This is a genomic window from Streptomyces sp. NPDC059008 (genome assembly GCF_042749045.1).
GTDB lineage: Bacteria > Actinomycetota > Actinomycetes > Streptomycetales > Streptomycetaceae > Streptomyces.
The window spans coordinates 270,470-290,066 of sequence record NZ_JBHYJC010000005.1; the positions used below are offsets into that span (position 1 = coordinate 270,470).

18 protein-coding genes and 1 pseudogene are annotated in these 19,597 nt (G+C 70.0%); 13 read left to right on the forward strand and 6 right to left on the reverse strand.

What is annotated here, in order from left to right; all coding sequences use genetic code 11:
• Window positions 1-122: 122 nt before the first annotated feature.
• Genes ACFWZH_RS10250 through ACFWZH_RS10265 form a run of 4 tightly spaced genes read left to right on the forward strand, consistent with a single transcriptional unit; the run spans window position 123 to window position 6,658 of the window.
• Window positions 123-1,931, forward strand: a complete 1,809-nt coding sequence (locus tag ACFWZH_RS10250) for an ABC transporter ATP-binding protein (protein WP_384427701.1) — start codon at window positions 123-125, stop codon at window positions 1,929-1,931.
• The gene (locus ACFWZH_RS10255) at window positions 1,921-3,753 is read left to right on the forward strand and encodes an ABC transporter ATP-binding protein (protein WP_384427703.1); all 1,833 of its coding nucleotides are present in this window, start codon (window positions 1,921-1,923) and stop codon (window positions 3,751-3,753) included. The genes ACFWZH_RS10250 and ACFWZH_RS10255 overlap by 11 nt, the downstream gene beginning before the upstream one ends.
• Window positions 3,740-5,284, forward strand: coding sequence for an amino acid adenylation domain-containing protein (locus tag ACFWZH_RS10260; protein WP_384427705.1), 1,545 nt, complete (start codon window positions 3,740-3,742; stop codon window positions 5,282-5,284). Before ACFWZH_RS10255 ends, ACFWZH_RS10260 begins: the two co-directional genes overlap by 14 nt.
• 27 nt (window positions 5,285-5,311) lie before the next feature.
• On the forward strand, window positions 5,312-6,658 hold the full coding sequence (locus tag ACFWZH_RS10265; protein WP_384427707.1) for a condensation domain-containing protein: 1,347 nt from the start codon (window positions 5,312-5,314) through the stop codon (window positions 6,656-6,658).
• A gap of 190 nt (window positions 6,659-6,848) precedes the next feature.
• On the opposite strand, the gene ACFWZH_RS10270 is transcribed toward ACFWZH_RS10265, so the two are convergent.
• Together ACFWZH_RS10270 and ACFWZH_RS10275 are read right to left on the reverse strand one after the other, a co-directional pair.
• Complete coding sequence (locus tag ACFWZH_RS10270; protein ID WP_384427752.1) at window positions 6,849-7,019, reverse strand: hypothetical protein; 171 nt, start codon at window positions 7,017-7,019, stop codon at window positions 6,849-6,851.
• Window positions 7,020-7,061: 42 nt separating this feature from the next.
• Window positions 7,062-7,454 carry a group II intron reverse transcriptase/maturase gene (locus tag ACFWZH_RS10275; protein ID WP_384427754.1) on the reverse strand — a complete coding sequence of 131 codons (393 nt, stop codon included), beginning with the start codon at window positions 7,452-7,454 and terminating at the stop codon, window positions 7,062-7,064.
• Between the two features lie 41 nt (window positions 7,455-7,495).
• On the opposite strand from ACFWZH_RS10275, the gene ACFWZH_RS10280 reads away from it, so the two are divergent.
• Complete coding sequence (locus ACFWZH_RS10280) at window positions 7,496-7,663, forward strand: hypothetical protein (protein WP_384427708.1); 168 nt, start codon at window positions 7,496-7,498, stop codon at window positions 7,661-7,663.
• 83 nt (window positions 7,664-7,746) lie between these two features.
• Here ACFWZH_RS10280 and ACFWZH_RS10285 read toward each other — a convergent pair whose 3' ends face one another.
• Together ACFWZH_RS10285 and ACFWZH_RS10290 are read right to left on the reverse strand one after the other, a co-directional pair.
• Window positions 7,747-8,895 (reverse strand): acetyl-CoA carboxylase biotin carboxylase subunit family protein, encoded by a 1,149-nt coding sequence (locus ACFWZH_RS10285; protein ID WP_384427710.1) that lies wholly within the window; start codon window positions 8,893-8,895, stop codon window positions 7,747-7,749.
• A gap of 68 nt (window positions 8,896-8,963) precedes the next feature.
• Window positions 8,964-9,374, reverse strand: a complete 411-nt coding sequence (locus ACFWZH_RS10290; RefSeq protein WP_384427712.1) for a hypothetical protein — start codon at window positions 9,372-9,374, stop codon at window positions 8,964-8,966.
• A 170-nt stretch (window positions 9,375-9,544) separates the two neighbouring features.
• Between ACFWZH_RS10290 and ACFWZH_RS10295 the strand changes: the two genes are divergently transcribed.
• Both ACFWZH_RS10295 and ACFWZH_RS10300 read left to right on the forward strand, forming a co-directional pair.
• On the forward strand, window positions 9,545-10,414 hold the full coding sequence (locus tag ACFWZH_RS10295) for an IS701 family transposase (protein WP_384427714.1): 870 nt from the start codon (window positions 9,545-9,547) through the stop codon (window positions 10,412-10,414).
• Window positions 10,415-11,649: 1,235 nt separating this feature from the next.
• The gene (locus tag ACFWZH_RS10300) at window positions 11,650-12,951 is read left to right on the forward strand and encodes a GNAT family N-acetyltransferase (protein WP_384427716.1); all 1,302 of its coding nucleotides are present in this window, start codon (window positions 11,650-11,652) and stop codon (window positions 12,949-12,951) included.
• A 74-nt stretch (window positions 12,952-13,025) separates the two neighbouring features.
• Here ACFWZH_RS10300 and ACFWZH_RS10305 read toward each other — a convergent pair.
• Window positions 13,026-13,259, reverse strand: a pseudogene (locus ACFWZH_RS10305) (recombinase family protein); the annotation flags it as partial.
• A 269-nt stretch (window positions 13,260-13,528) separates the two neighbouring features.
• Entirely contained in the window at window positions 13,529-13,951 is a 423-nt protein-coding gene (locus tag ACFWZH_RS10310) for a secondary thiamine-phosphate synthase enzyme YjbQ (protein WP_384427717.1), read from the reverse strand.
• A gap of 160 nt (window positions 13,952-14,111) precedes the next feature.
• On the opposite strand from ACFWZH_RS10310, the gene ACFWZH_RS10315 reads away from it, so the two are divergent.
• The 6 genes from ACFWZH_RS10315 to ACFWZH_RS10340 all read left to right on the forward strand — a co-directional run bounded on the left by ACFWZH_RS10315 (window position 14,112) and on the right by ACFWZH_RS10340 (window position 19,551).
• Window positions 14,112-14,897, forward strand: a complete 786-nt coding sequence (locus ACFWZH_RS10315; RefSeq protein ID WP_384427719.1) for a CPBP family intramembrane glutamic endopeptidase — start codon at window positions 14,112-14,114, stop codon at window positions 14,895-14,897.
• On the forward strand, window positions 14,887-16,161 hold the full coding sequence (locus ACFWZH_RS10320) for a sensor histidine kinase (RefSeq protein WP_384427721.1): 1,275 nt from the start codon (window positions 14,887-14,889) through the stop codon (window positions 16,159-16,161). The genes ACFWZH_RS10315 and ACFWZH_RS10320 overlap by 11 nt, the downstream gene beginning before the upstream one ends.
• Window positions 16,125-16,775, forward strand: a complete 651-nt coding sequence (locus ACFWZH_RS10325) for a LuxR C-terminal-related transcriptional regulator (protein ID WP_384427723.1) — start codon at window positions 16,125-16,127, stop codon at window positions 16,773-16,775. The genes ACFWZH_RS10320 and ACFWZH_RS10325 overlap by 37 nt, the downstream gene beginning before the upstream one ends.
• Before the next feature lie 93 nt (window positions 16,776-16,868).
• Window positions 16,869-16,955, forward strand: coding sequence for a putative leader peptide (locus tag ACFWZH_RS10330; protein ID WP_384427756.1), 87 nt, complete (start codon window positions 16,869-16,871; stop codon window positions 16,953-16,955).
• Between the two features lie 237 nt (window positions 16,956-17,192).
• The gene (locus ACFWZH_RS10335; RefSeq protein WP_384427725.1) at window positions 17,193-18,398 is read left to right on the forward strand and encodes an LLM class flavin-dependent oxidoreductase; all 1,206 of its coding nucleotides are present in this window, start codon (window positions 17,193-17,195) and stop codon (window positions 18,396-18,398) included.
• Window positions 18,399-18,462: 64 nt separating this feature from the next.
• Window positions 18,463-19,551 carry an NAD(P)-binding domain-containing protein gene (locus ACFWZH_RS10340; protein ID WP_384427727.1) on the forward strand — a complete coding sequence of 363 codons (1,089 nt, stop codon included), beginning with the start codon at window positions 18,463-18,465 and terminating at the stop codon, window positions 19,549-19,551.
• Window positions 19,552-19,597 lie beyond the last annotated feature (46 nt).

Here is a 19,597-nt window from a genome sequence, read left to right on the forward strand (position 1 = left end):
ACATTCATTGACTGCTTCCCATCGACGCTGATAGAAATCATGCCTGACGAGAAGATCAACTCACCCGTTGCCGTTTCCCCGAGGACCGGTGGGGCCCGCCCCGCTACTGCTGAAGGCAGGTAATGCAAAGCACTGAGCGAGGCGCCCGGACCGCCCCCGTCCTGGTCCTGCTGCGGGCCGCGATCGGCGCCGACGCCCGACGCACCGTCACCCTCGGCGCGGCGGTCGCCACGAGCGGGGCCCTGCCTATCCTGATCGCGATCGCCAACGGCCACCTGGTCGGGCTGATCCGGCAGGGACACCAGGGCGTCGCGATCGGCCAGGCCATCACCGTCACGGCGGTCGCGCTGGCCGCCATGTTCTTCTGCCTCCAGCTCACCGCCCTGGTGATCAACATCCTGGCCGAGGACCTGGGCCGCCGGATCGGTGACTCGCTGCGCCAGAAGATGATGGCGGCGATGCTGCGGCCGGCCACCGTCGCGCCGCTGGAGGACCGAGAGCTGCTGGACCGCATCGCGGTGGCCCGCGGCATCGGCACCAACCAGGTCGAGGTGCATGTCGCCGTCACCGCCCTGGCGAACCTCTCGGTGATGCGCCTTCAGGCCCTGGCCTGCGGCATCGTGCTGCTCTGGTTCGACCCGCTGCTCGGGACCCTGGTCACTCTCGCGTACTTCGCCCTCACCCTTGCTCTGGCCGCCGAGTACCGCGACCAGCAGGGCGCCGTCTACACCGAGTCGGAGCGGCTGCGCCGGTCCGGCTACATCCGCGATCTCGCGCTGACGGGTGAGGCGGCCAAAGAGATCCGCGTCTTCAACCTGGCCGACTGGCTGGAACGGCAGTTCGCCTCCGCCTGGCGGCCCGGGGTCGCCGGAGCCCGGCTCAGCCCGGCCGTACTGCGGATCCTCGCCGCCTGCGCCGCCGTGGTCGCCGCGCACACCGTGCTCTTCTACCAGCTCACCACGGCCGCCGCCGACGGGTCCATCGGGTTCAGCCAGTTCATCGCCTTCACCACCGCCGCGTCCGGCCTGGTGTCGGTGATCGCACTCACCATGGACCTGGTCTATCTCCGTGAGGGCGCGCTCGCCATCCCGGCCGCCCTGTCGGTGGTCGCCGAACTGGACGGGCACGCCCCGCCCGTCGGCGGCGAGCGCGTCGCGGCTCCGTTGCCGCCGATCGTCTTCGAGAACGTCGGCTTCCGCTATCCCGGCAGTTCCCATTGGGCACTGCGCGGGCTCGACCTGGAGATCCGCCCCGGCGAGACGCTCGCGGTGGTCGGGTTCAACGGCGCCGGCAAGACCACACTGGTCAAGCTGCTGTGCGGCCTGCAGCGCCCGACCGAGGGACGGATCACGGTCGGCGGGCGCGACCTCGCCGCCCTCGAACCCGCCGCCTGGCAGCGGCACTTCGCGGTGGTGTTCCAGCACTTCAACCGCTATCCGGTCTCCTTCGCGGAGAACATCGCCTTCGGCGCCCCGCAGCAGCCGGCCGACCGCGAGCGGATCGAGGAGTCGGCCCGCGCGGCCGGCGCCGACACGCTGGCGCAGCGGCTGCCGCACGGCTTCGACACCGTGCTCTCCCGCCGCTACCCGGACGGTGACGACTTGTCCGGCGGCCAGTGGCAGCGGGTCGCGGTCGCCCGCGCGCTGCACGCGGTGCGGGCCGGTGCGCCCTGTCTGGTGCTCGACGAGCCCACGTCGGCCCTGGACGCCCGAGCCGAGGCCCGGTTCTACGACGAGGTGATGGAGCGCAGCGGCGCCTCCATGACCCTGCTGATCTCGCACCGCTTCGCGACCGTGCGGCACGCGGACCGGATCATCACCCTGGACGGCGGCCGGATCACCGAGGACGGCAGTCACGACGAACTCATGTGCCAGGAAGGGGTCTACGCCCAGATGTTCACCCTGCAGGCGAAGCGGTTCCATGTCGAGTAAGCCACTGCCGGGCACCGCCGGGACCGCCGGGGGCGAGCTGTCCGACATGCGTGGCCTGCGCACCGTGCTACGGCTCTCCTTCGTCGCCGACCGCCGCCACGCCACCGCCACCTTGCTGATGTTCGCCCTACGCCCGATCGGTCAGGTCCTGGCCGTGGTCTGGCTGGGCCTGCTGGTGGACGCCGCGGGCCGCGGCGACACCTCCTCCGCATGGGGGTACGCCCTCGCCAGCGCCCTGACCATGGGGCTGACGGTGCTGGTCATGCGGCTGTCGCTCAACGTCAGTGCCCTGATGATCGAGAACACCGCACACCACGTGGACCTGCGCATGCAGTCACTGGCGAACCGGATCCCGGGGCTGAGCCATTACGAGAACCCGGCCTATCTGGACCGGCTGGAGCACCTGCGCCAGGAACGCCAGCACCTGTCCGAAGGTGCGGATGTGGTCGGCTTGGAGGTCGGGGTCCTGGTCCGGACCCTCGCCACCGTGGTGCTGCTGGCCCTGATCAGCCCGTGGCTGCTGCTCCTGCCGCTCGCGACGCTGCTCTCGCTCGCTGCCGGACGGCACGCCGAACGGCTGCGCCAGACCGCGCTGACCGAGGCGGCGGCCGACCTGCGCCGTACCCGGGACCTGTTCCAGCTGTCCAGCTCCCCCGACGCCGCGATGGAGCTGCGGGTCTTCGGTCTCGCCGCGACCATCGAGGCACGGCACGCCGAGAGCGCCGATCGGGCCCGGGCCACGCTCGCCGCGGCGAACTGGCGGGGACTGTGGCTGACGACGCTCGGCTGGGTGGTGTTCAGCGCGGGCTACCTGACCGCGCTGCTGCTCGTGGTGGGTGCCTACCAGGACGGCACGGCGAGCGTCGGACAGGTGGTGCTGGCACTGCTGCTGATCACCGGGATGAACCTGCAGATCGACTTGCTGGTGCGGTTCACCAAGGCGCTGCTGCGGATGGCCCGGGCAGGCGCGTTGTACGACTGGCTGGAGCGCTTCAGCGCGGCCGAGCGGGCCGCCGGCACCGGGGCGCGACCGCCGGAGCGGCTCACCGACGGCATCGCGCTGCGCGACGTCACCTTCCGCTATCCGGGCACGTCCGGCACCCCCGTGCTGGACGCGGTGGACCTGCGGCTGCCCGCCGGCTCCGTGGTCGCGCTCGTCGGCGAGAACGGCGCGGGCAAGTCCACGCTGGTCAAGCTGCTCGCCGGGTTCTACCGACCGACCTCCGGCGAGCTCCTGGCCGACGACGTCGATCTGACGGCCGTCGCTGCGGAGGCCTGGCGGGCACGCGTCACCGCCGCCTTCCAGGACTTCGCCCGCCTGGAGTTCACCCTGCGCTCCGTGGTCGGCGTCGGCGACCTGTCACGCGCGGACGATCCCGACGCGCTGATCGGGGCACTGGACAAGGCCGCCGCCGGTGACCTGGCGGAACGTCTGCCGCTCGGCCTGGACACTCCCCTGGGAGCCTCTTTCCCGGACGGCGTCAAGCTCTCCGGCGGCCAGTGGCAGAAGACCGCGCTGGCCCGCTCGGCGATGCGGGAGACCCCGCTGCTGCTGCTCTTCGACGAGCCCACCTCGGCGATCGACGCGGCCGCCGAGCAAGAGCTGCTCGACCGCTACTTGCTGGCGGCACGCACCCTCACCCGATCCACTGGCGCCGTCGCGGTGATCGTGACGCACCGGCTGTCCACGCTGAACCACGCCGACCTCGTCGTCTTCCTCAAGCACGGCAAGGTGCACGAGTTCGGCCCCCACCAGGAGCTGCTCGCCAATGGTGACGACTACGCCCGCCTCTTCGAACTCCAGCGCCGTGCTTACCGGTAGCACGGGCACTCCCGCGTCCGTCGGGAGCCACTCGACGAGTACCGGCCAACTGGTCCTCGCCGGTCTGGACGCCGCGCCGCAGGCCGTCGCCGTCATCGACGGCCAACGGCTACTGACGGCACGTCAGCTGCAGCAGGACGCCGAGCGGTGGGCGGCGCTGCTGACCGCACATGGGGTCGGTGTCGGCCACCGGGTGGCCGTGCTCATGGAGCGTTCGGCCGCCCACATCGCCGCGGCCCTGGGCATCATCAGCGTCGGCGCCGCCTACCAGCCCAGCGACCCGCAGCTGCCCGCACCGCGGATCAGGGAGCTGCTGACGCAGAGCCGGCCGACCCTGCTGATCACCGACACCGACTCCGCCGCCGCTCAGCTCGGACCGGCCGGGCTGCCCGTCGTCACGCCCGCCGACACGGACCGTTGGACCGAGCTCGCCCCGGCCGTACGGCCCGACATCGGCGGCGGCGACACCGTCTACGTGATGCACACCTCGGGGACCACCGGGAGACCCAAGGGCGTGGTCGTACCGCATCGCGCACTGGTCAGGCGTTTCCGCTGGGGTCAGGGCGTGTACCCGCTCGGCCACGGCGACCGGGTGCTGTGGCACGCCAACGTGGGCTTCGACTTCTCCGTCTGGGAGATGCTCGCGCCGCTCGCCTTCGGCGCGACCGTCGTCGTCGGCGACCCCAAGGAGGCGGGCGACCCGGATGCGCTGGCTGCCTGCCTGGCACGCGACGCCATCACCGCAGTGCACTTCGTGCCGCGGATGCTCGGCCTCGTCACCGGGCGCCTGTCCGCCGCTCAGGCCGCCCAGCTGCGGTACGTGTTCTGTGGTGGAGCCGCGATGAGCGCCGCCGCCCGCGACGCGTGGCTGGCCACGTACCCGTGGACCCTGCTCTTCAACCAGTACGGGCCGACCGAGACATGCATCGACTCGACCACATTCCTGTGCAACGGCTCCGAGCACAGCGGCGAGGTGCCGATCGGCACACCGGTCGACGGCACGCACGTCAGGGTGGCGGACCACTCGCTGCTACCTGTCGCTCCAGGCGAGACGGGCGAGCTGCTGATCGGCGGGACCGGCCTGGCCGACGGCTACCTCCATCAGCCGGAGCGTACGGCCGAACGGTTCGTCACCGACCCGTACGGCGAGCGTCTCTACCGTACCGGCGACCTGGCCCGACTCGACCCCGACGGACGGCTGTTCCACCTGGGCCGACTCGACCGGCAGATCCAGATCAACGGCGTGCGCACCGAACTTGGCGAGATCGAACACGAGTTGCTTCAGCACCCGGACATCCAGGAGGCACACGTGACGGCGCTGACCCGCGGCGCGGACACCATCGGCACACTGGCGTACGTGGTCACGAACGCCGAGCTCACGGCCACCGCGATCCGCCGCCACGCGGCCGGCCTGCTGCCCCGCACCCTCGTCCCCACCCAGATCGTCCGGTTGAACTCCCCGTTGCCCCGCACCCACAAGGGCGAGGTGGACGTCCAGGCTCTGCGCGCGGCCCACGCCCTCGGGCTCTGAACCACTGGACCTGGAAAGGCAACTCCCGTGACCGAGCAGCAGTCTCCCGCCCTCTCCACCGCGCGGGTCTTTCCCGCCAACGCCTCACAGCACCGCCTCGTGATCCACCCCCGCCGGCCGGCCGCGGACGGCATGTTCAACGTGCTGACCCGACTGCGGCTGACCGGCCCGCTGGACACCGACCGGCTGGAGCGCGCGCTGCGCCGGCTCGCCGTCCGTCACACGGTGCTGCGCAGCACCTTCGCGCTCCATGGCGACCAGACCGTACAGATCGCGCACGCCGAACCCCACCCCGACCTCTTCCGGCTGATCGACCAGCACAGCCTCCCGGCGGGCACGGCCGGCGAGAGCCCGGTCGACGCCCTGGCCGTCCGGCTCCAGGGCACCTCTCTCTCGCTGGACCACGGCCCGGTCTTCCAGTGCACCCTGGTGCGCGTGACCGAGGACGAGCACGAGCTCTTCCTGGTGGTGGACCACATCGTGATCGACGAGCGGTCCAAGGGGATCCTCATCAAGGACCTGCAGGCGTACTACACCGACCCCGACGTGGAGTTGGACCCGGCGCCCCAGCTCCACGAGGTCCCCCCGCGAGACGAGGTGTCGGCGGAGGACCTCGACTACTGGACCCGGCGCCTCACTCCGCTGTCCCCGCGCCCGCTGCCGGACGTCTCCCTCCAGCAGGATCCCGACGCCTTCACCGCCGGCGTGGTGCACTTCACTCTGACCGCCGACACCACGGCCGCGCTCGACCGCACCGCCGCCGCGCACCGGGCCACCCCGTTCTCGGTGATGCTCGCGGTCTACTACGCCGTGCTGTGGGACTGGACGGGCACAACCGACACCACCATGTTCGTGCCTACCGACACCCGCAGCGAGGAGCAGCACTTCGACGCCATCGGCTTCTTCCAGACCGCCACCTTCATGCGCTACGAGGTACGCCCCGAGGAGCCGTTCGCCACCCTGCTGGACGGCGTCAAGCGCATGGCCGCTGCCGCCCATGCCCGCCGCCACGTCCCGATGCTGCAGATCCTGGACGCCCTGGGCCTTGAGTACGGCGACCTGCGCCACCCGGTCTACCAGACAGGGTTCACCTACGCGTCCAACGACATCGACAACGGCTGGCAGCTGGACGGCATCCAGGTCGAGAACGTGCTGAGCTACCCCGCGGTGGCCCAGATCGAGCTGCTGTTCGAGGTCATGCGCTCCCCTGGCATGTACCGCTGCGAGGTCGTCCACGCCCTCGGCGCGGTCGACCGCCAAGCCGCCGAGGACTTCGCCCGCCGCTTCCAGTCCGTCCTCGCCGCCGCCACCGAGGACCCGACCCGCACCGTCTCCGCCCTAACGGACCGCATCGGCGAGGCCCTCTCAAGCTGAGTAGGGTCGGGGACTGGCGCGGTGGCTGATGCTTCGTTTCCAGTCCCCGCCGCTTCAAACCAGGCATGCGTTGGGTAGGCCGCCAGCGATGTGCCTGTGACCAGGACCTTTTCCAACGGCCCCCACCGAACCGGGCATGCTCGCTTTCCGAGCACCACGGCTCTCCAGTGTCTTTTCTTCTCATGAGTTCTCATGAGTTCTGCCGCGAGGGACATCCGCCGTAGTGAATGTCCTCGTGGCAGACACGGCAGACGACCAGGGACTTGCGATGGCGCGCGGCCATCAGCTGGGCCCAGGCAGGCGGCGAGCAGGCGCTTGACGACTTCGCTGCGTCCGCTGTTCCACACCTGTGTCGGGTGATCGTCGAGGCTGCCGATCCTGATCTTGCGCTTCAGTGTCACGGTCACTTCAGTGAGACCCCGCCCCATTGCGCCACCAACGGCGGTCGTCCTTCGCCTCGCTCGACGGTGACCTGGAGTCCCCGTCGGGGACCTTGGTCAGTCTTTAGCACGGTCCGGTAGCGCTGGTAGATCCTGGGGACGCGGACGCGGTACTTCCGTGCCAGCGTCTTGACCAGGGAGCGCTGCATCACGTGCTTCAGCCGGTCGAGTTGGTGGAGGTTGAACGCGAGTTGGTAGCAACCGGCGATCCCGCGGAATTCGGCCTGGTACTGGGCGACGATGGAGAAATCGCTGTTGACCGTGCGTTCAGTCCGCCGGACTGGTCGGCCTTGATCTCTTCGGCTTCCCGCTTCGGGCCGGTGAACACGAGCAGCCAATCGTCCGCGATACCACACCAGCAACTTGACAACGCCTGCAACGCCACTCGGATCTCACCGTGGAGCCGCTGGACTTCTCCGAGCCGTCGTTCCTGCCCGGCGTCACGTCGTGGCGGGGCACCGAGTTCGACCCGCGCCTCACGGGCGCGGTCCGGGTGGCTCCGACCGAGACCTTCGAGGGCTTCTTCGTGGCCAAGATCGTCAAGGCCGGAGCCGAGGGCGCGTAACCGGTCACCCGGCGCTCCCGGCCCCGGCCTGCCAGGGCTTCAGGGGCTCGCCCGCTTCGTCCGCTCCAGGTGCTCCAGGTGTCTCAGGGCGCCAGTGGAGTGATGTCCGTGATGACCTTCTCCTCGGCGAGATCGAGGATGTGCCTGGTCCCGGCCTCGTCGGCGGCGACCGCCACCAGGGCCGCGAGCCGTGGAATGGGGTTCTTCGGCGGTAGAAGCAGCCGCGTTCCCGGCAGGGCGAGCACGGTCGTGTACGCGACGCCGGGCAGGCCCTCGACATTGCTGAGGTCGACATCGCGGACCATGCAGTCGTGCGGCGGATAGACGAAGCGGATCTCCGCCGCGCCGCCCGGCTCCCGGCCTTCCGTACCCAGCTCGGGAGAGCGTCCCAGCGCGATCTCGGCGGCAGCCTTCACCAGGTCGATCCCGGTGGCCATGCGGCTGATCAGGGGGATCAGGTCACCACCGAGCCGGGCGTTCAACTCGATCAGCCGGGGGCCGTCGGCCGTCAGCCTGACCTCGGCGTGCGTGACACCGAAGTCCACCTCGAGGGTGCGGTGCGCGCTTTCGATCAGCTCGGCGACCTCCGGTGGCAGGGACCCTGTGACGTCGGCCGTGACCAGGTGCCCCACCTCTTCGAAGTACGGAGGGAACCCTACGCGCTTCTGGGCGACGTGGACGCACCGTACGTTCCCCTCGAAGACCACGCTGTCCACACTGATCTCGGGACCGTCGAGGAACTCCTCCACCAGGATGCCCTCACCGGCCGGCAGCGTCGCGTACGCGGCCCCCGCGGCCAGGTCGAACGCCGCGCGCACGGCGCTCTCGTCCTCGGCCTTCACCACACCGATGCTGCCGGCCAGGGAGCGCGGCTTCACCACCACCGGATAGCCGAACTCCGCCGCGGTGGCAGCCGCTTCGTCGGCCGAGAACGTCAGCCGGTACCTCGGCGACGGCAGCCCGGCCTCCCGCATGAGCGACCTGGTCGCGTACTTGTCGCGGCAGCGTGTCACCGCAGCGACCGAGGTGTGCGGCAGCCCCAGCGCCTCGGCGGCCCGGGCGGTCGCCTCCAGCACCAGCTCGTCCCAGGTGAGGACGCCCGTGCGGCCGCCGGCCGGGGTCAGTTCGGTCACCGCGGCGGCGATCGCCCGGGGATCCGTGCAGTCGGCGACCCGGTAGTCGGCCAGGTACTGAGCCTGCCAGGTGGGTTCCGCCGAGAGAACTGCCGTCAACTCGTAGTCTATGCTAAGGAATTGGAAAGAATACTCCCGGTAAGCCTGTCCCCCGCTGCCGACGATGGTCAGACGCGGCTTCTCTCGCTGTGCCATTGCGTGTGCTCCTCTGTCGCTCTGTCCTGCTGCCCCCGATTGCGCTCGACCGGTTCAGGATAGGGTGCGGAATGGAAAAGTTCCCGGCCGTCCCGAGCCCGTACTCGAGGGGAGCTCATGCCACGATCCGCCAAGAACGCGGCGGAAGCCATACTTTCCGGCGCCGCATATCCGGGCGGCGCCGCCACCGGCATCAATACGGCCTTGTCCAGGCGTTCAGGGCGCCCCGGATAGGACGTCAGCCGGACCATTCCGGTCGCCTCGCTCAGCTGAATTCCCGGCAGCGGTGTGCGCAGTCCGTCAACGATCGCTTCCTTGTACATCCACCGCTGCAGCAGCCAGTTCTCCCGTACGGCCTCGGACACTTCGCGGAATTCGCTCAACTCGTCATGCCCAGGTACTGCAGCTGCGGGTCTTGTGACGGCTGACAGTCTCGCGCGTTGACCGGTCATGATGCTGGATGTGCTGGACGCTGAAATCACCGCGCTGGATGCCGAGTTGAAAATGTTCCCGGACAGGGTTGACGACTTGTTCTCGCGGGCCCGAGCCACGGGTGATTTTCCATGATCTGATCGCGGGCCTGGTCGTCGACGACACCCAGATGATCAAGAAGGGCACGAAGTCGGCCGGAGTCGCCCCACAACACTGTGGGGCGACCAACCACACGGAGAACTGCCAGGTCGCGGTCATGCTCAGCTACACCACCGAGCGCGGGCACGCCTTCATCCGACACCGCCTCTACCTGCCCGAACGCCGGACCTCTGACCGGGAGCGGTGCCGGGAGGCCGACATCCCCGACGAGGTCGCCTTCGCAACCAAGCCCGCCCAGGCCGTCGAGCTGATCGGCGAGGCGGTCGACACCCGGGTGCCCTTCGGCTGGGCCGCCGTGGACGGCGGCTACGGCCAGTACGCCACCGTGCGCCACTACCTGCGCGAACAGCGCTTGCGCTACGTGGCGGCAGTGCCCTCCAGCTTCCCGCTCGCCGCCCTGCCCGGACACCAGGACGCCGGCCGGTCCACCGTGAAACGGGCCGACGGCCTGCTCACGCGTATCACCGGACAGCGATGGGAGCGGCGTTCGTGCGGCGAGGGAAGCAAGGGGCAACGCTTCTACGACTGGGCCCTGTTCGAGGTGAACGTCAAGGACGATCACCCCGCCGACGGCTTCGCGCACTCCCTGCTCATCCGCCGCAGCGTCAGCGACCCCGGCAAGGCCGGCTACTTCCTCGTGCATGCCCCTGCCGGCACCACGATGAGCGTCATGGTCGCCTGCGCCGGACTGCGCTGGAAGATCGAGGAGGACAACCGGCACGGCACACGGCTCACCGGTCTCGACGACTACCAGGTCCGCACCTGGACCGCCTGGCACCACCAGATCACCGCCTGCATGTTCGCTCACGCCTTCCTCGTCCTGGCCGCCTGAATCTCCTGGCCACCCACACCGAAGAGCCCGGCGGACAACTCCCGTCAAACACCGTGGAGCTGGAGGTGACGGGAAGATATTCATGCCCTCCCGCCCAGCGCGCGGCATAACTGCGGTTTCTGTTCGCGAACAGTTCAAGGGGCCGGGTGGCCGACCGGTGCGGGATCTCCAAGGCCTTTCGTGTCGTGGGCGGGCAAGGGCGCGTCCGACAAGTTTGCAGGCAATGGCCGGTGGCGGTGAACAGGTCGGTGAAGCTATAGGCCCATCGCCAGCGCCTGGGCAGGTGGAGGACGAGGCTGCGGGCCCGGTGCGCGATTCGGGCAGGGACGGCGATGAGGTGGCGGCGGATGGTTCTGGCCTTGGCGTGGAACACGCCGGCCAGGTGGCCAGCGGCCCGACGTGAAAGGGCGACGTCGCGTCCGCAGCCATCGGCCGCGCGGTGGGAATCAGGTAGGCGTCGTGGCGAAGTCGCCCACGGCAGCGTGGCCTTGGTGTCGCGAGCGTAGAAGCGTGGGATGGCGGCGATCAGGTTCTCAGCAGCGGCCAGATCAGGAGCCGGGGCACACAGTCATAAGCCGAGGAATGCAGCATGCACGTCGTGCTGAGCCTGGTCGGCGCTGGTGGGTGGAACTGCGGACAGCGCCGAGCCGCAACACGCTCACTCTTCACTGTGTGTCACCACGCCACCAGCGTCATCGTCCTCGCGGAAGCCAGACCCGCCGCGCCAAGAATGGTCGGTGGCATTGCATGGGGCCGTTTGGCGCTGCCACGATCCACCCGTCTTGTGTGGCACTCCCGCCCTACGGAGGTGGACAGCTAGGAACCAACCGATGTGGGTCGTGTCAGCCCTGGCCGATTTTCTCTCGAACCGTCACCTAATGCCATCGCGCTGCGCGGGTGATCGGCCCACAGAAACCGAACGACGACAGCAACCTCTTACCTCGTCTCCGGTATGGACCCCGGTTCGGTCAAAAGCGGATGTGCTACCGCTCATGACGAGCGAGTCGCTCGATCAAGCCAACTTGACTTGAGACAAGTGCCTATTGCGGTCAAGCCAGTTTGCGCGCTTTACCGCGATGACCGGGCGGATGCCGAAGAGACGAATGAGGCAGACCGGATCAGCGGTCTAGTCATGCTCGACCCTGGCAGCATAGGCGTGGCATGTCTCTGCCGGCCGCAGCCATCGCACGCAGGGCCGCGAGGAACCGCAAGTAGCAGGACGAGGAGCAGAGCACGTGACCGAGCGAACTATCTACCTCGATCCCGACCCACACGCCTGGCGCTCCCGGAAGATCCGTGTCCGGGCCTCCCACTGGTACGCCACGATCGGCCTCGACCGCGATGGGTACGTCGACGCCACGACCTCGCATGGTGACACCCCGGAGCTGCCCACCGCCTACACACAAGCCGTCGACAGGGTGCGTGAGGCGTCTACCGACCGCATCTGGTATGACGGCTACCCGGGTAGCTTCTCATGGGGGAACGGCCCACGCTGGGTCAATCTGTTCGCCCCATTCCCGCATGTAGAGGCCATGGTCGAAGCGCTCCGTTCAGCCGAGCTCGACCGCGACTACAGCAGGCTCCATGCGCTCGCCGACCGGCTGGCGCTCCCCGTCGATGACTGGCTTGCTCCTGGCGAGCGGGAGCTGGTCCGCGGCGTCGACTTCGACTCGCAGCCCAGCGCGTTCCTGAGGTTCCTGCGCGGCAAGGCCAAAGGACGCGGAGTGCGCCTCAACGGTCGGGCGACTGCCGGGAGCGTGTGGGTTCGGCCGATGCTGTCGCTCGCCGAGAAGCAGCGACGGGAGATGTTTCCCGAGCAGTACCCCGGGTGGGAGGACCACTGGACCGGGTACGTCGAGTCGGATGATCCGCCCATCCGTCCCTGGGTGGGCAGCCGAGGCCAGAACCTCAGTTATGGCGCAACCCCCGTTCAATTCCGCGCTGTGGAGACGCCAGGCAGCGGCAACTGCCCTTGTGGCATAAGCCTGCAGGAGCCGTTGGACGACGGGAAGGAGCACACCGCTCACCACGCGGCGTGGGCTTTCGGCATTCGGCCACCCAGGAACCTGGATTGGTGGAGTGATCTGGCCGTCGTGACGACGCAGTCACCCATCGCGTGGAGGAAGCTGGCCTACCGAGTGGCACGGATGCCACAAAAAGAGAACCACTACGACTTCCGCTCGTGGTCCCACCTTGACGAGCCTGAGGTGACCCCGGACAACCTGCGCGCGTACCTCTTGAAGGCGAATGGGTACGTCATCGGCTACCTCGCCGCCAATGACGCCAGCGAGCAACACAGCTGGGATCTGATCGACGAGTCACGGTATGGAGACCAGGACGACACCCTACGCCCACGCATCATCCTTATCTGGGTGGCGGACACCTACCGCCGCAAGGGCATCGGCACCACGCTCGTTCAGGCACTCGCCGATGACTTCGGCTGCCAGGTCGCCGATGTGTCCTGGTCGAGCCCCGTCAGTGACGCGGGCCTACGCCTCGCACGCCGGGTCTCGCCCAAGGGCATCTGGGTCAGCTGACCCGCTGGCAGGCTTCCGGCAGCGCGCGTCTTGATGGTGGCGTTGCGGTTCCGGCGCTGGATGGCTCGCAGCTCCATCTGCGCGCCCCACGCCTCCATGGTGAAGCGGTTTTCGTCCACCTGGTCGTCGAGGCACCACGGGCCGTCGTGACCATACGTGACGAGCAGCTTTCCCTCGTCACGCATTTTGTAGCCGGCGTTCAGGCAGTCAACGACATTGCGGCCGAGCCGGTCCACCGCTGCGGCAACGAGGCCGTCATACGGGCCCCTCTCGTCACGCAGCCACGGTCCGAGCTTGGGCCGTGTCATCGGGTCCGTGCTCCTGACACCTCCCAGTCATCGGCCCAGCCGATGATGTGCCCTCCGACGGACGCGGCAGCCGTGAGGACGTCCTCTCGCTGCCGCTCCGGTGACGACGTGGCCGCCTTCACACGCGACAGCCGCCGCACGCCGAGCAGGCACTTTCCGCATCCGTCATAGGGTCGTTCGATCATGTTCAGGTCCGTACCGCGCAAGGCTTCTCCGTTCAGGGCACGCAGGGTACGGAGATTTCGCGGACACCCCCAGGACGATCTTGGTCAGCCCAGGAAGCTCAGCCGCACCCGCCGATCCGGATTGTCGACGTTCGTGTCGACCAGGCAGACCGACTGCCAAGTGCCCAGGGCCAGTTCTCCTCCGATGACGGGCAGCGTGGCGTGCGGGGGCACGAGGGCGGGGAGGACGTGGTCGCGGCCATGGCCGGGGCTTCCGTGCTTGTGGTGCCAGCGGTCGTCCGCCGGGAGGAGGTCGCCGAGGGCGGCCAGCAGGTCCTCGTCGCTGCCGGCGCCCGTCTCCACCAGTGCGACGCCCGTTGTGGCGTGGGGGGTGAAGACGTTCAGCAGCCCGTCACGTCCCTGGGCCACGTCCCGCAGGAAGGACGCGCACTCCCGGGTCAGGTCGTGGACCGTCTCGCGGGAGCCGGTCCGTACGTCGATCTCTCGTGTCGTGAAGGTCTCAGCCATGGAGGGACTTTCTCAGAGTCGACGGGGCTTGTGAGAGGCGACTCGAGCGGGTGGGTCCTGATGGGGGCCGGTGGCTGTGGCCTGGGGTGTACCCAGGTACACCCCAGGCCGGCAGGCAGGTGCAATGGCGAGGGCCCCGTGAGGCGGCATCGTCGGTGCCATGCGAATGACACCTGTGGACATCAGGGCGATGGCCTCGTTCCTCGCCGTCGCCTTCCTGGCAGCCGGCCTGCTGGGCGCGGTCCAGCCCGCGACGGGGATACCCGTCGAGGTGATCCAGCTGACGCAGTTCGGTCCCGCCCTGGGGGTGGGGGTCGCCGCGATGCTGTGGCCGGGGCGCGTACGGGCGCAGCTCACGAGCGGTCGGCGGGGCGGCGGCCATGGGGCGCTGCTGATCGTGACGGCGCCGCTGATCATCGCGGCGAGTGCCGGCGGGTACGCGGCGTTCAGCGGGGATGTGCGGTTCACGCGTCCGGACGCCCCGTTCGCGCTGATCGCCTCGGCGCAGCTGGTCGGCGCGTGCGGCGAGGAGATCGGGTGGCGCTGCTTCTTGCAGCCGCTGCTGCGCACGCGTTTCGGGCCCCATGCCTCCTCGGTCGCGGTGGGCGCCCTGTGGGGCGTCTGGCACGTCCAGGTCTTCACGCAACACCCCTTGTACGCGGGGGCGTTCCTGGTGGCGGCGGTGTCCATGTCGGTGGTGATGGGGTGGGCCCTCGAAGGGGCGCGGGCTTCCCGGCTGCTGTTCGCGGGGGGCTTCCACGCGCTGATCAACCTCGGCATGCTGCTGTTCATGGACGAGGAGGCCGGCGCGGTGCTTCCCATGGTGCTGTTCGGCGTCTCGTGTCTGACGGCGGCGGTCGGGTGGATGTGGCTGAGCGCCGGGCGGGGGTGGGCGACGGCGGCGGCACCGGCTAAGCTCACCGCGATCATGGAAGATGTTCGATAAGCCGCGCGAGGTCGTGGCCCGCGCCGGTATCGCCCTCGGCCGGTGCCAGCTGACGAGTCTGCATGCGCTCGCGGCGTCGGCGGCCGGTTCGTTGGTGGTACTGGCGCTGCTGCTGTTGCCGGTGGGCGTCGGCTTCCGGCTGCTGCCGCCCGCCGCGCGGGCCCTGCGCGCGCTGTCCGACCGCTCCCGCTCGCGTACCGCCCGCTGGACGGACGTCCGTGTCGGCCCGCCCGAGCCGCTGCCCGCCGACCCTGGTGCGAACGCCCGCAAGAGGTCGGGCGCGCTCCTCGCCGACGAGGGGTTCTGGCGGGACGTCGGGTGGGCGTGGTGGGAGCCGGTGACCGGCGGGCTCCTGGTGGCCGTCCCCCTCGCCCTGGTCGAGTACGGGGCGTTCGGCGCGCTGGTGCAGCCTTTCGTCTGGCGGCTCGTCGGCGACGGCAACTGGTACGCGTTCGTCCCGGTGCGCTCCCCCGCGACCATGCTCGCCGCGCTGCTGCTGGGGCTCGCCTTCATGGCCGCCGGCCTGCTCGCCGCCCCCGCCGTGCTCCGCCTGCACGCCCGGGTGAGCCGGCCGCTGCTGTCGGCACCGCGCAGCACCCAGCTCACCCGACGGATCGAGCGGCTGACCGACACCCGCGGCCGGGCCCTGGACGCCCTTGCCGCCGAACTGCGACGCGTCGAACGGGACCTGCACGACGGCGCGCAGGCCCGGCTGGTCGCCCTGGGGATGACGCTGGACCGGGCCACCCGCCTGCTGGAGACGGACCCGGCGGCGGCACGCGAGCTCCTGTTGGAGGTCCGCAGCACGTCCGAGCGGGCCCTGCAGGACCTGCGCGATCTGGTCCACGGCATCCACCCGCCGGTCCTCGCCGACCGCGGCCTCGGCGACGCGGTCCGGTCGCTGGCGCTCGACAGCTTCCTCGACGTCCATGTCGCCGCGCGGCTGCCGGGCCGGCACCCGGCCCCCGTGGAGTCCGCTGCCTACTTCGCGGTGAGCGAGGCGCTGGCGAACGCGGCGAAGCACTCCGGGGCCCGCGAGGTCCACATAGCCCTGACGCACGAGGACGACCTGTTGCGCATCGTCGTCACCGACGACGGTGATGGGGGCGCCGACCTCTCCCGGGGTACCGGACTGGCCGGTGTGCGGCAGCGGTTGGATACCTTCGATGGCACTCTCGCCCTGCACAGCCCGCAGGGCGGACCGACCACCGTGACGATGGAGATTCCGTGCGCGTTGTCCTCGCCGAAGACCTCTTCCTGCTGAGGGACGGGCTGACCCGCACACTGCGGGAGCACGGCTGCGAGGTCGTGGCGGTGGACAACGGCCCGTCCCTCCTGCGCGCGCTGCTCGACGAGGGCGACCAGGCACCGGACGTCGCGGTGGTGGACGTACGGCTGCCGCCGACCTTCACCGACGAGGGCCTGCAGGTGGCTCTGGAAGCCCGTCGCCGGCGCCCCGGCCTGCCCGTCCTCGTCCTCTCCCAGTACGTCGAGCAGCTCTACGCCAACGAGTTGCTGGCCGGCGGAGAGGGAGCCGTCGGGTACCTGCTCAAGGACCGGGTCACCCATACCGAGCAGTTCGTCGACGCGGTGCGGTGCGTCGCCGCCGGCGGCACGGTGATGGACCCGCAGGTCATCTCCCGCCTGCTGTCGCGCGGCGACGCCCGCGGCACGATCGAGAGCCTGACACCGCGTGAGCGCGACGTCCTGGAACTGATGGCGGAGGGCAGGTCGAACGCCGCGATCGCCAGTGGTCTGCACATCAGCGAGAGCGCCGTCGCCAAGCACACCGCCGGTATCTTCACCAAGCTCCGGATCAGCCCGTCGACGGACGACAATCGCAGGGTGCTGGCCGTTCTGGCCTACCTCAGGAGCTGAGCGCGGCCATGTTCCCGCCATGCTCCGGCAACAAAGGTCCAGTCGACGAGACGGCGTTGACCCGTCTTGGACGGCACCGCTACGTTCGGCGACATGTCTCCTGCAGCCCTGCTCACCACGCGCGGTCATATCGACCTGGTGCGGGTGGCGTCCGCCGCGTGTCGTCGCGGCGCGTGCTGATGTTCCGGCGCTGATGTCGAGACTGCGGGCCGCCTCCGTTCCGGCCTGCTCTCCCTTTCGCGCTGTCGCGTCGGCGTACGGGTCCTTGTTCCGCTGAAGTGCGCCGTGCCGGCCTTGTGCTGCTCACCGGCCGGCGCTCTCCCCTACGTGCTCTTCCTTCCCCTCCTCCCCACCCCCGCTGCAACGGTGATCCGCCGCCGACGACGGCGCCGCGTACCCACGGAAAGGCCGAGTGAGATGTCCGTACACCTGCACTGGTTTCTGCCGACCGGCGGCGACGGGCGGACGCTCGTCGACCGGCACGCCTACACCGACGGCGGCATCCGGCGGGACCGCATCACCCCGGTGAGCGGGGTGCGGGCCCCGGACATCGAGTATCTGGCCCAAATCGCCAAGGCCGCCGAGCAGTTGGGCTTCGAGGCGGTGCTCACGCCGACCGGGACGTGGTGCGAGGACGCCTGGCTGACGACGGTCGCGCTCACCCAGGTCACCGAGCGGCTGAAGTTCCTGGTCGCGTTCCGGCCGGGGGTGATCTCACCGGTGCTGGCCGCGCAGATGGCCGCGACCTATCAGCGGATCTCGCGGGGCCGGCTGCTGCTGAACGTGGTCACCGGCGGTGACTCGACCGAGCAGAGGCGGTTCGGCGATCATCTCGACCACGATCGCCGCTATGCCCGCACGGATGAGTTCCTCCAGGTCGTACGGGGCGTCTGGAGCGGTGAACCGTTCGACTTCCAGGGCGAGCACTATCAGGTGCGAGGCGGGCTGACGGCGCTGCCGCCGGACCCGCTGCCGCAGATCTTCTTCGGTGGGTCGTCCGCGGCCGCGGGGCCGGTCGCCGCCCGGAACGTGGAGGTGTATCTGACGTGGGGCGAGCCGCCCGAGCAGGTGAAGGAGAAGATCGACTGGATCCGGGGGCTGGCGGAGCAGGAGGGGCGTACGGTCCGGTTCGGGATCCGGCTGCACACGATCTCGCGGGACACGTCGAAGGAGGCCTGGGCGACCGCCGGGCGGCTGCTGGACGACCTGGATCCGGAGACGGTCGCGGCCGCCCAACAGGCCCTGGGCAGGAGCGAGTCGGTGGGTCAGCAGCGGATGCTCGCGCTGCACGGCGGCTCACGCGACCGGCTGGAGATCTCGCCCAACCTGTGGGCGGGGGTGGGGCTGGTGCGCGGGGGCGCGGGCACGGCGCTGGTCGGCAGCCACGCCGAGGTGGCCGACCGGATCGAGGAGTACCACTCCCTGGGCGTGGAGCACTTCGTGCTGTCCGGCTATCCGCACCTGGAGGAGGCGTACTGGTTCGGTGAGGGCGTACGGCCCGAGCTCGCCGCCCGGGGTCTGCTGGAGGCCGGCCCGTCGCCGCTGGCGGGCGTACCGGCCGCCAACGGCCGGCCGGCGTCCGCGCCGGGCGGTGCGCCACTGCTGATCGCCGGGGCGCGCTGAGGCGGGGCGGAACACCTGCCCGGAGCCCGGGAAGAGATCATCCCCTCCCCCGGTTGGTAGAAGCATGAACTACACCGGGGTGCGTACGGTCGAGGTCGTGGTGGTCGGGGCCGGGCAGGCGGGACTGGCCGCGGCCTTCCATCTGCGGCGGGCGGGGTACGAACCGGACCGGGACTTCGTGGTGCTCGATCACTCTCCGCGGCCCGGCGGTGCCTGGCAGTTCCGGTGGCCGACGCTGACGTACGACAAGGTGCACGGTATGCACGCGCTGCCGGGGATGGAGCTGACCGGCGCCGACCCGCGGCGGCCGTCGTCCGAGGTGATCGGGGAGTACTTCGACGGCTACGAGCAGACCTTCGGGCTGCGGGTGCACCGGCCGGTGAGCGTACTGGCGGTGCGTGCGGGCGAGGACGGTCGGCTGCTCGTCGAGACGTCGCAGGGGCCGTATGCGGCGCGGGCGCTGATCAATGCCACCGGGACGTGGGACCGGCCGTTCTGGCCACGGTTCCCCGGGCAGGAGACGTTCGGCGGGCGACAGCTGCACAGTTCCCAGTACGCCGGACCGGAGGCGTTCCGCGGGGCGCGGGTCGTGGTGGTGGGCGGCGGGACCTCGGCCGTACAGCAGTTGCTGGAGATCGCTCCGGTGGCGGCGGCCACGACGTGGGTGACGCGTCGGCCGCCGGTCTTCCGCGAGGGGTCGTTCGGCGAGGCCGAGGGCCGGGCCGCGGTCGCCCTGGTCGAGGAGCGGGTCAGGCAGGGGCTGCCGCCGCGGAGCGTGGTGAGCGTGACCGGGTTGCCGATGACGGACGCGATCCGGCGGGCCCGCGAGAGCGGTGTGCTGGAGCGGCTGCCGCTCTTCGAGCGGATCACGCCCACCGGGGTGAGCTGGACCGACGGGCGCACGGTCGAGGCCGACACGATCTTGTACGGGACCGGCTTCCGCGCCGCCATCGACCACCTCGCCCCGCTGAAGCTGCGCGAGCCGGGCGGCGGCATACGCATGGCGGGCACCCGTGCGGTGCGCGACGCACGGGTGCACCTGGTGGGTTACGGGCCGTCGGCGAGCACCATCGGCGCCAACCGGGCGGGCCGCGCCGCGGTACGGGACATCCGTCGGCTGCTGGCGCGGGAGCCGGCGGCGGTCGCCGGCTGACCGGCCCGGTGGGCGGGCGCGTGCGGCGCGCCCGGTGTGCCGCACG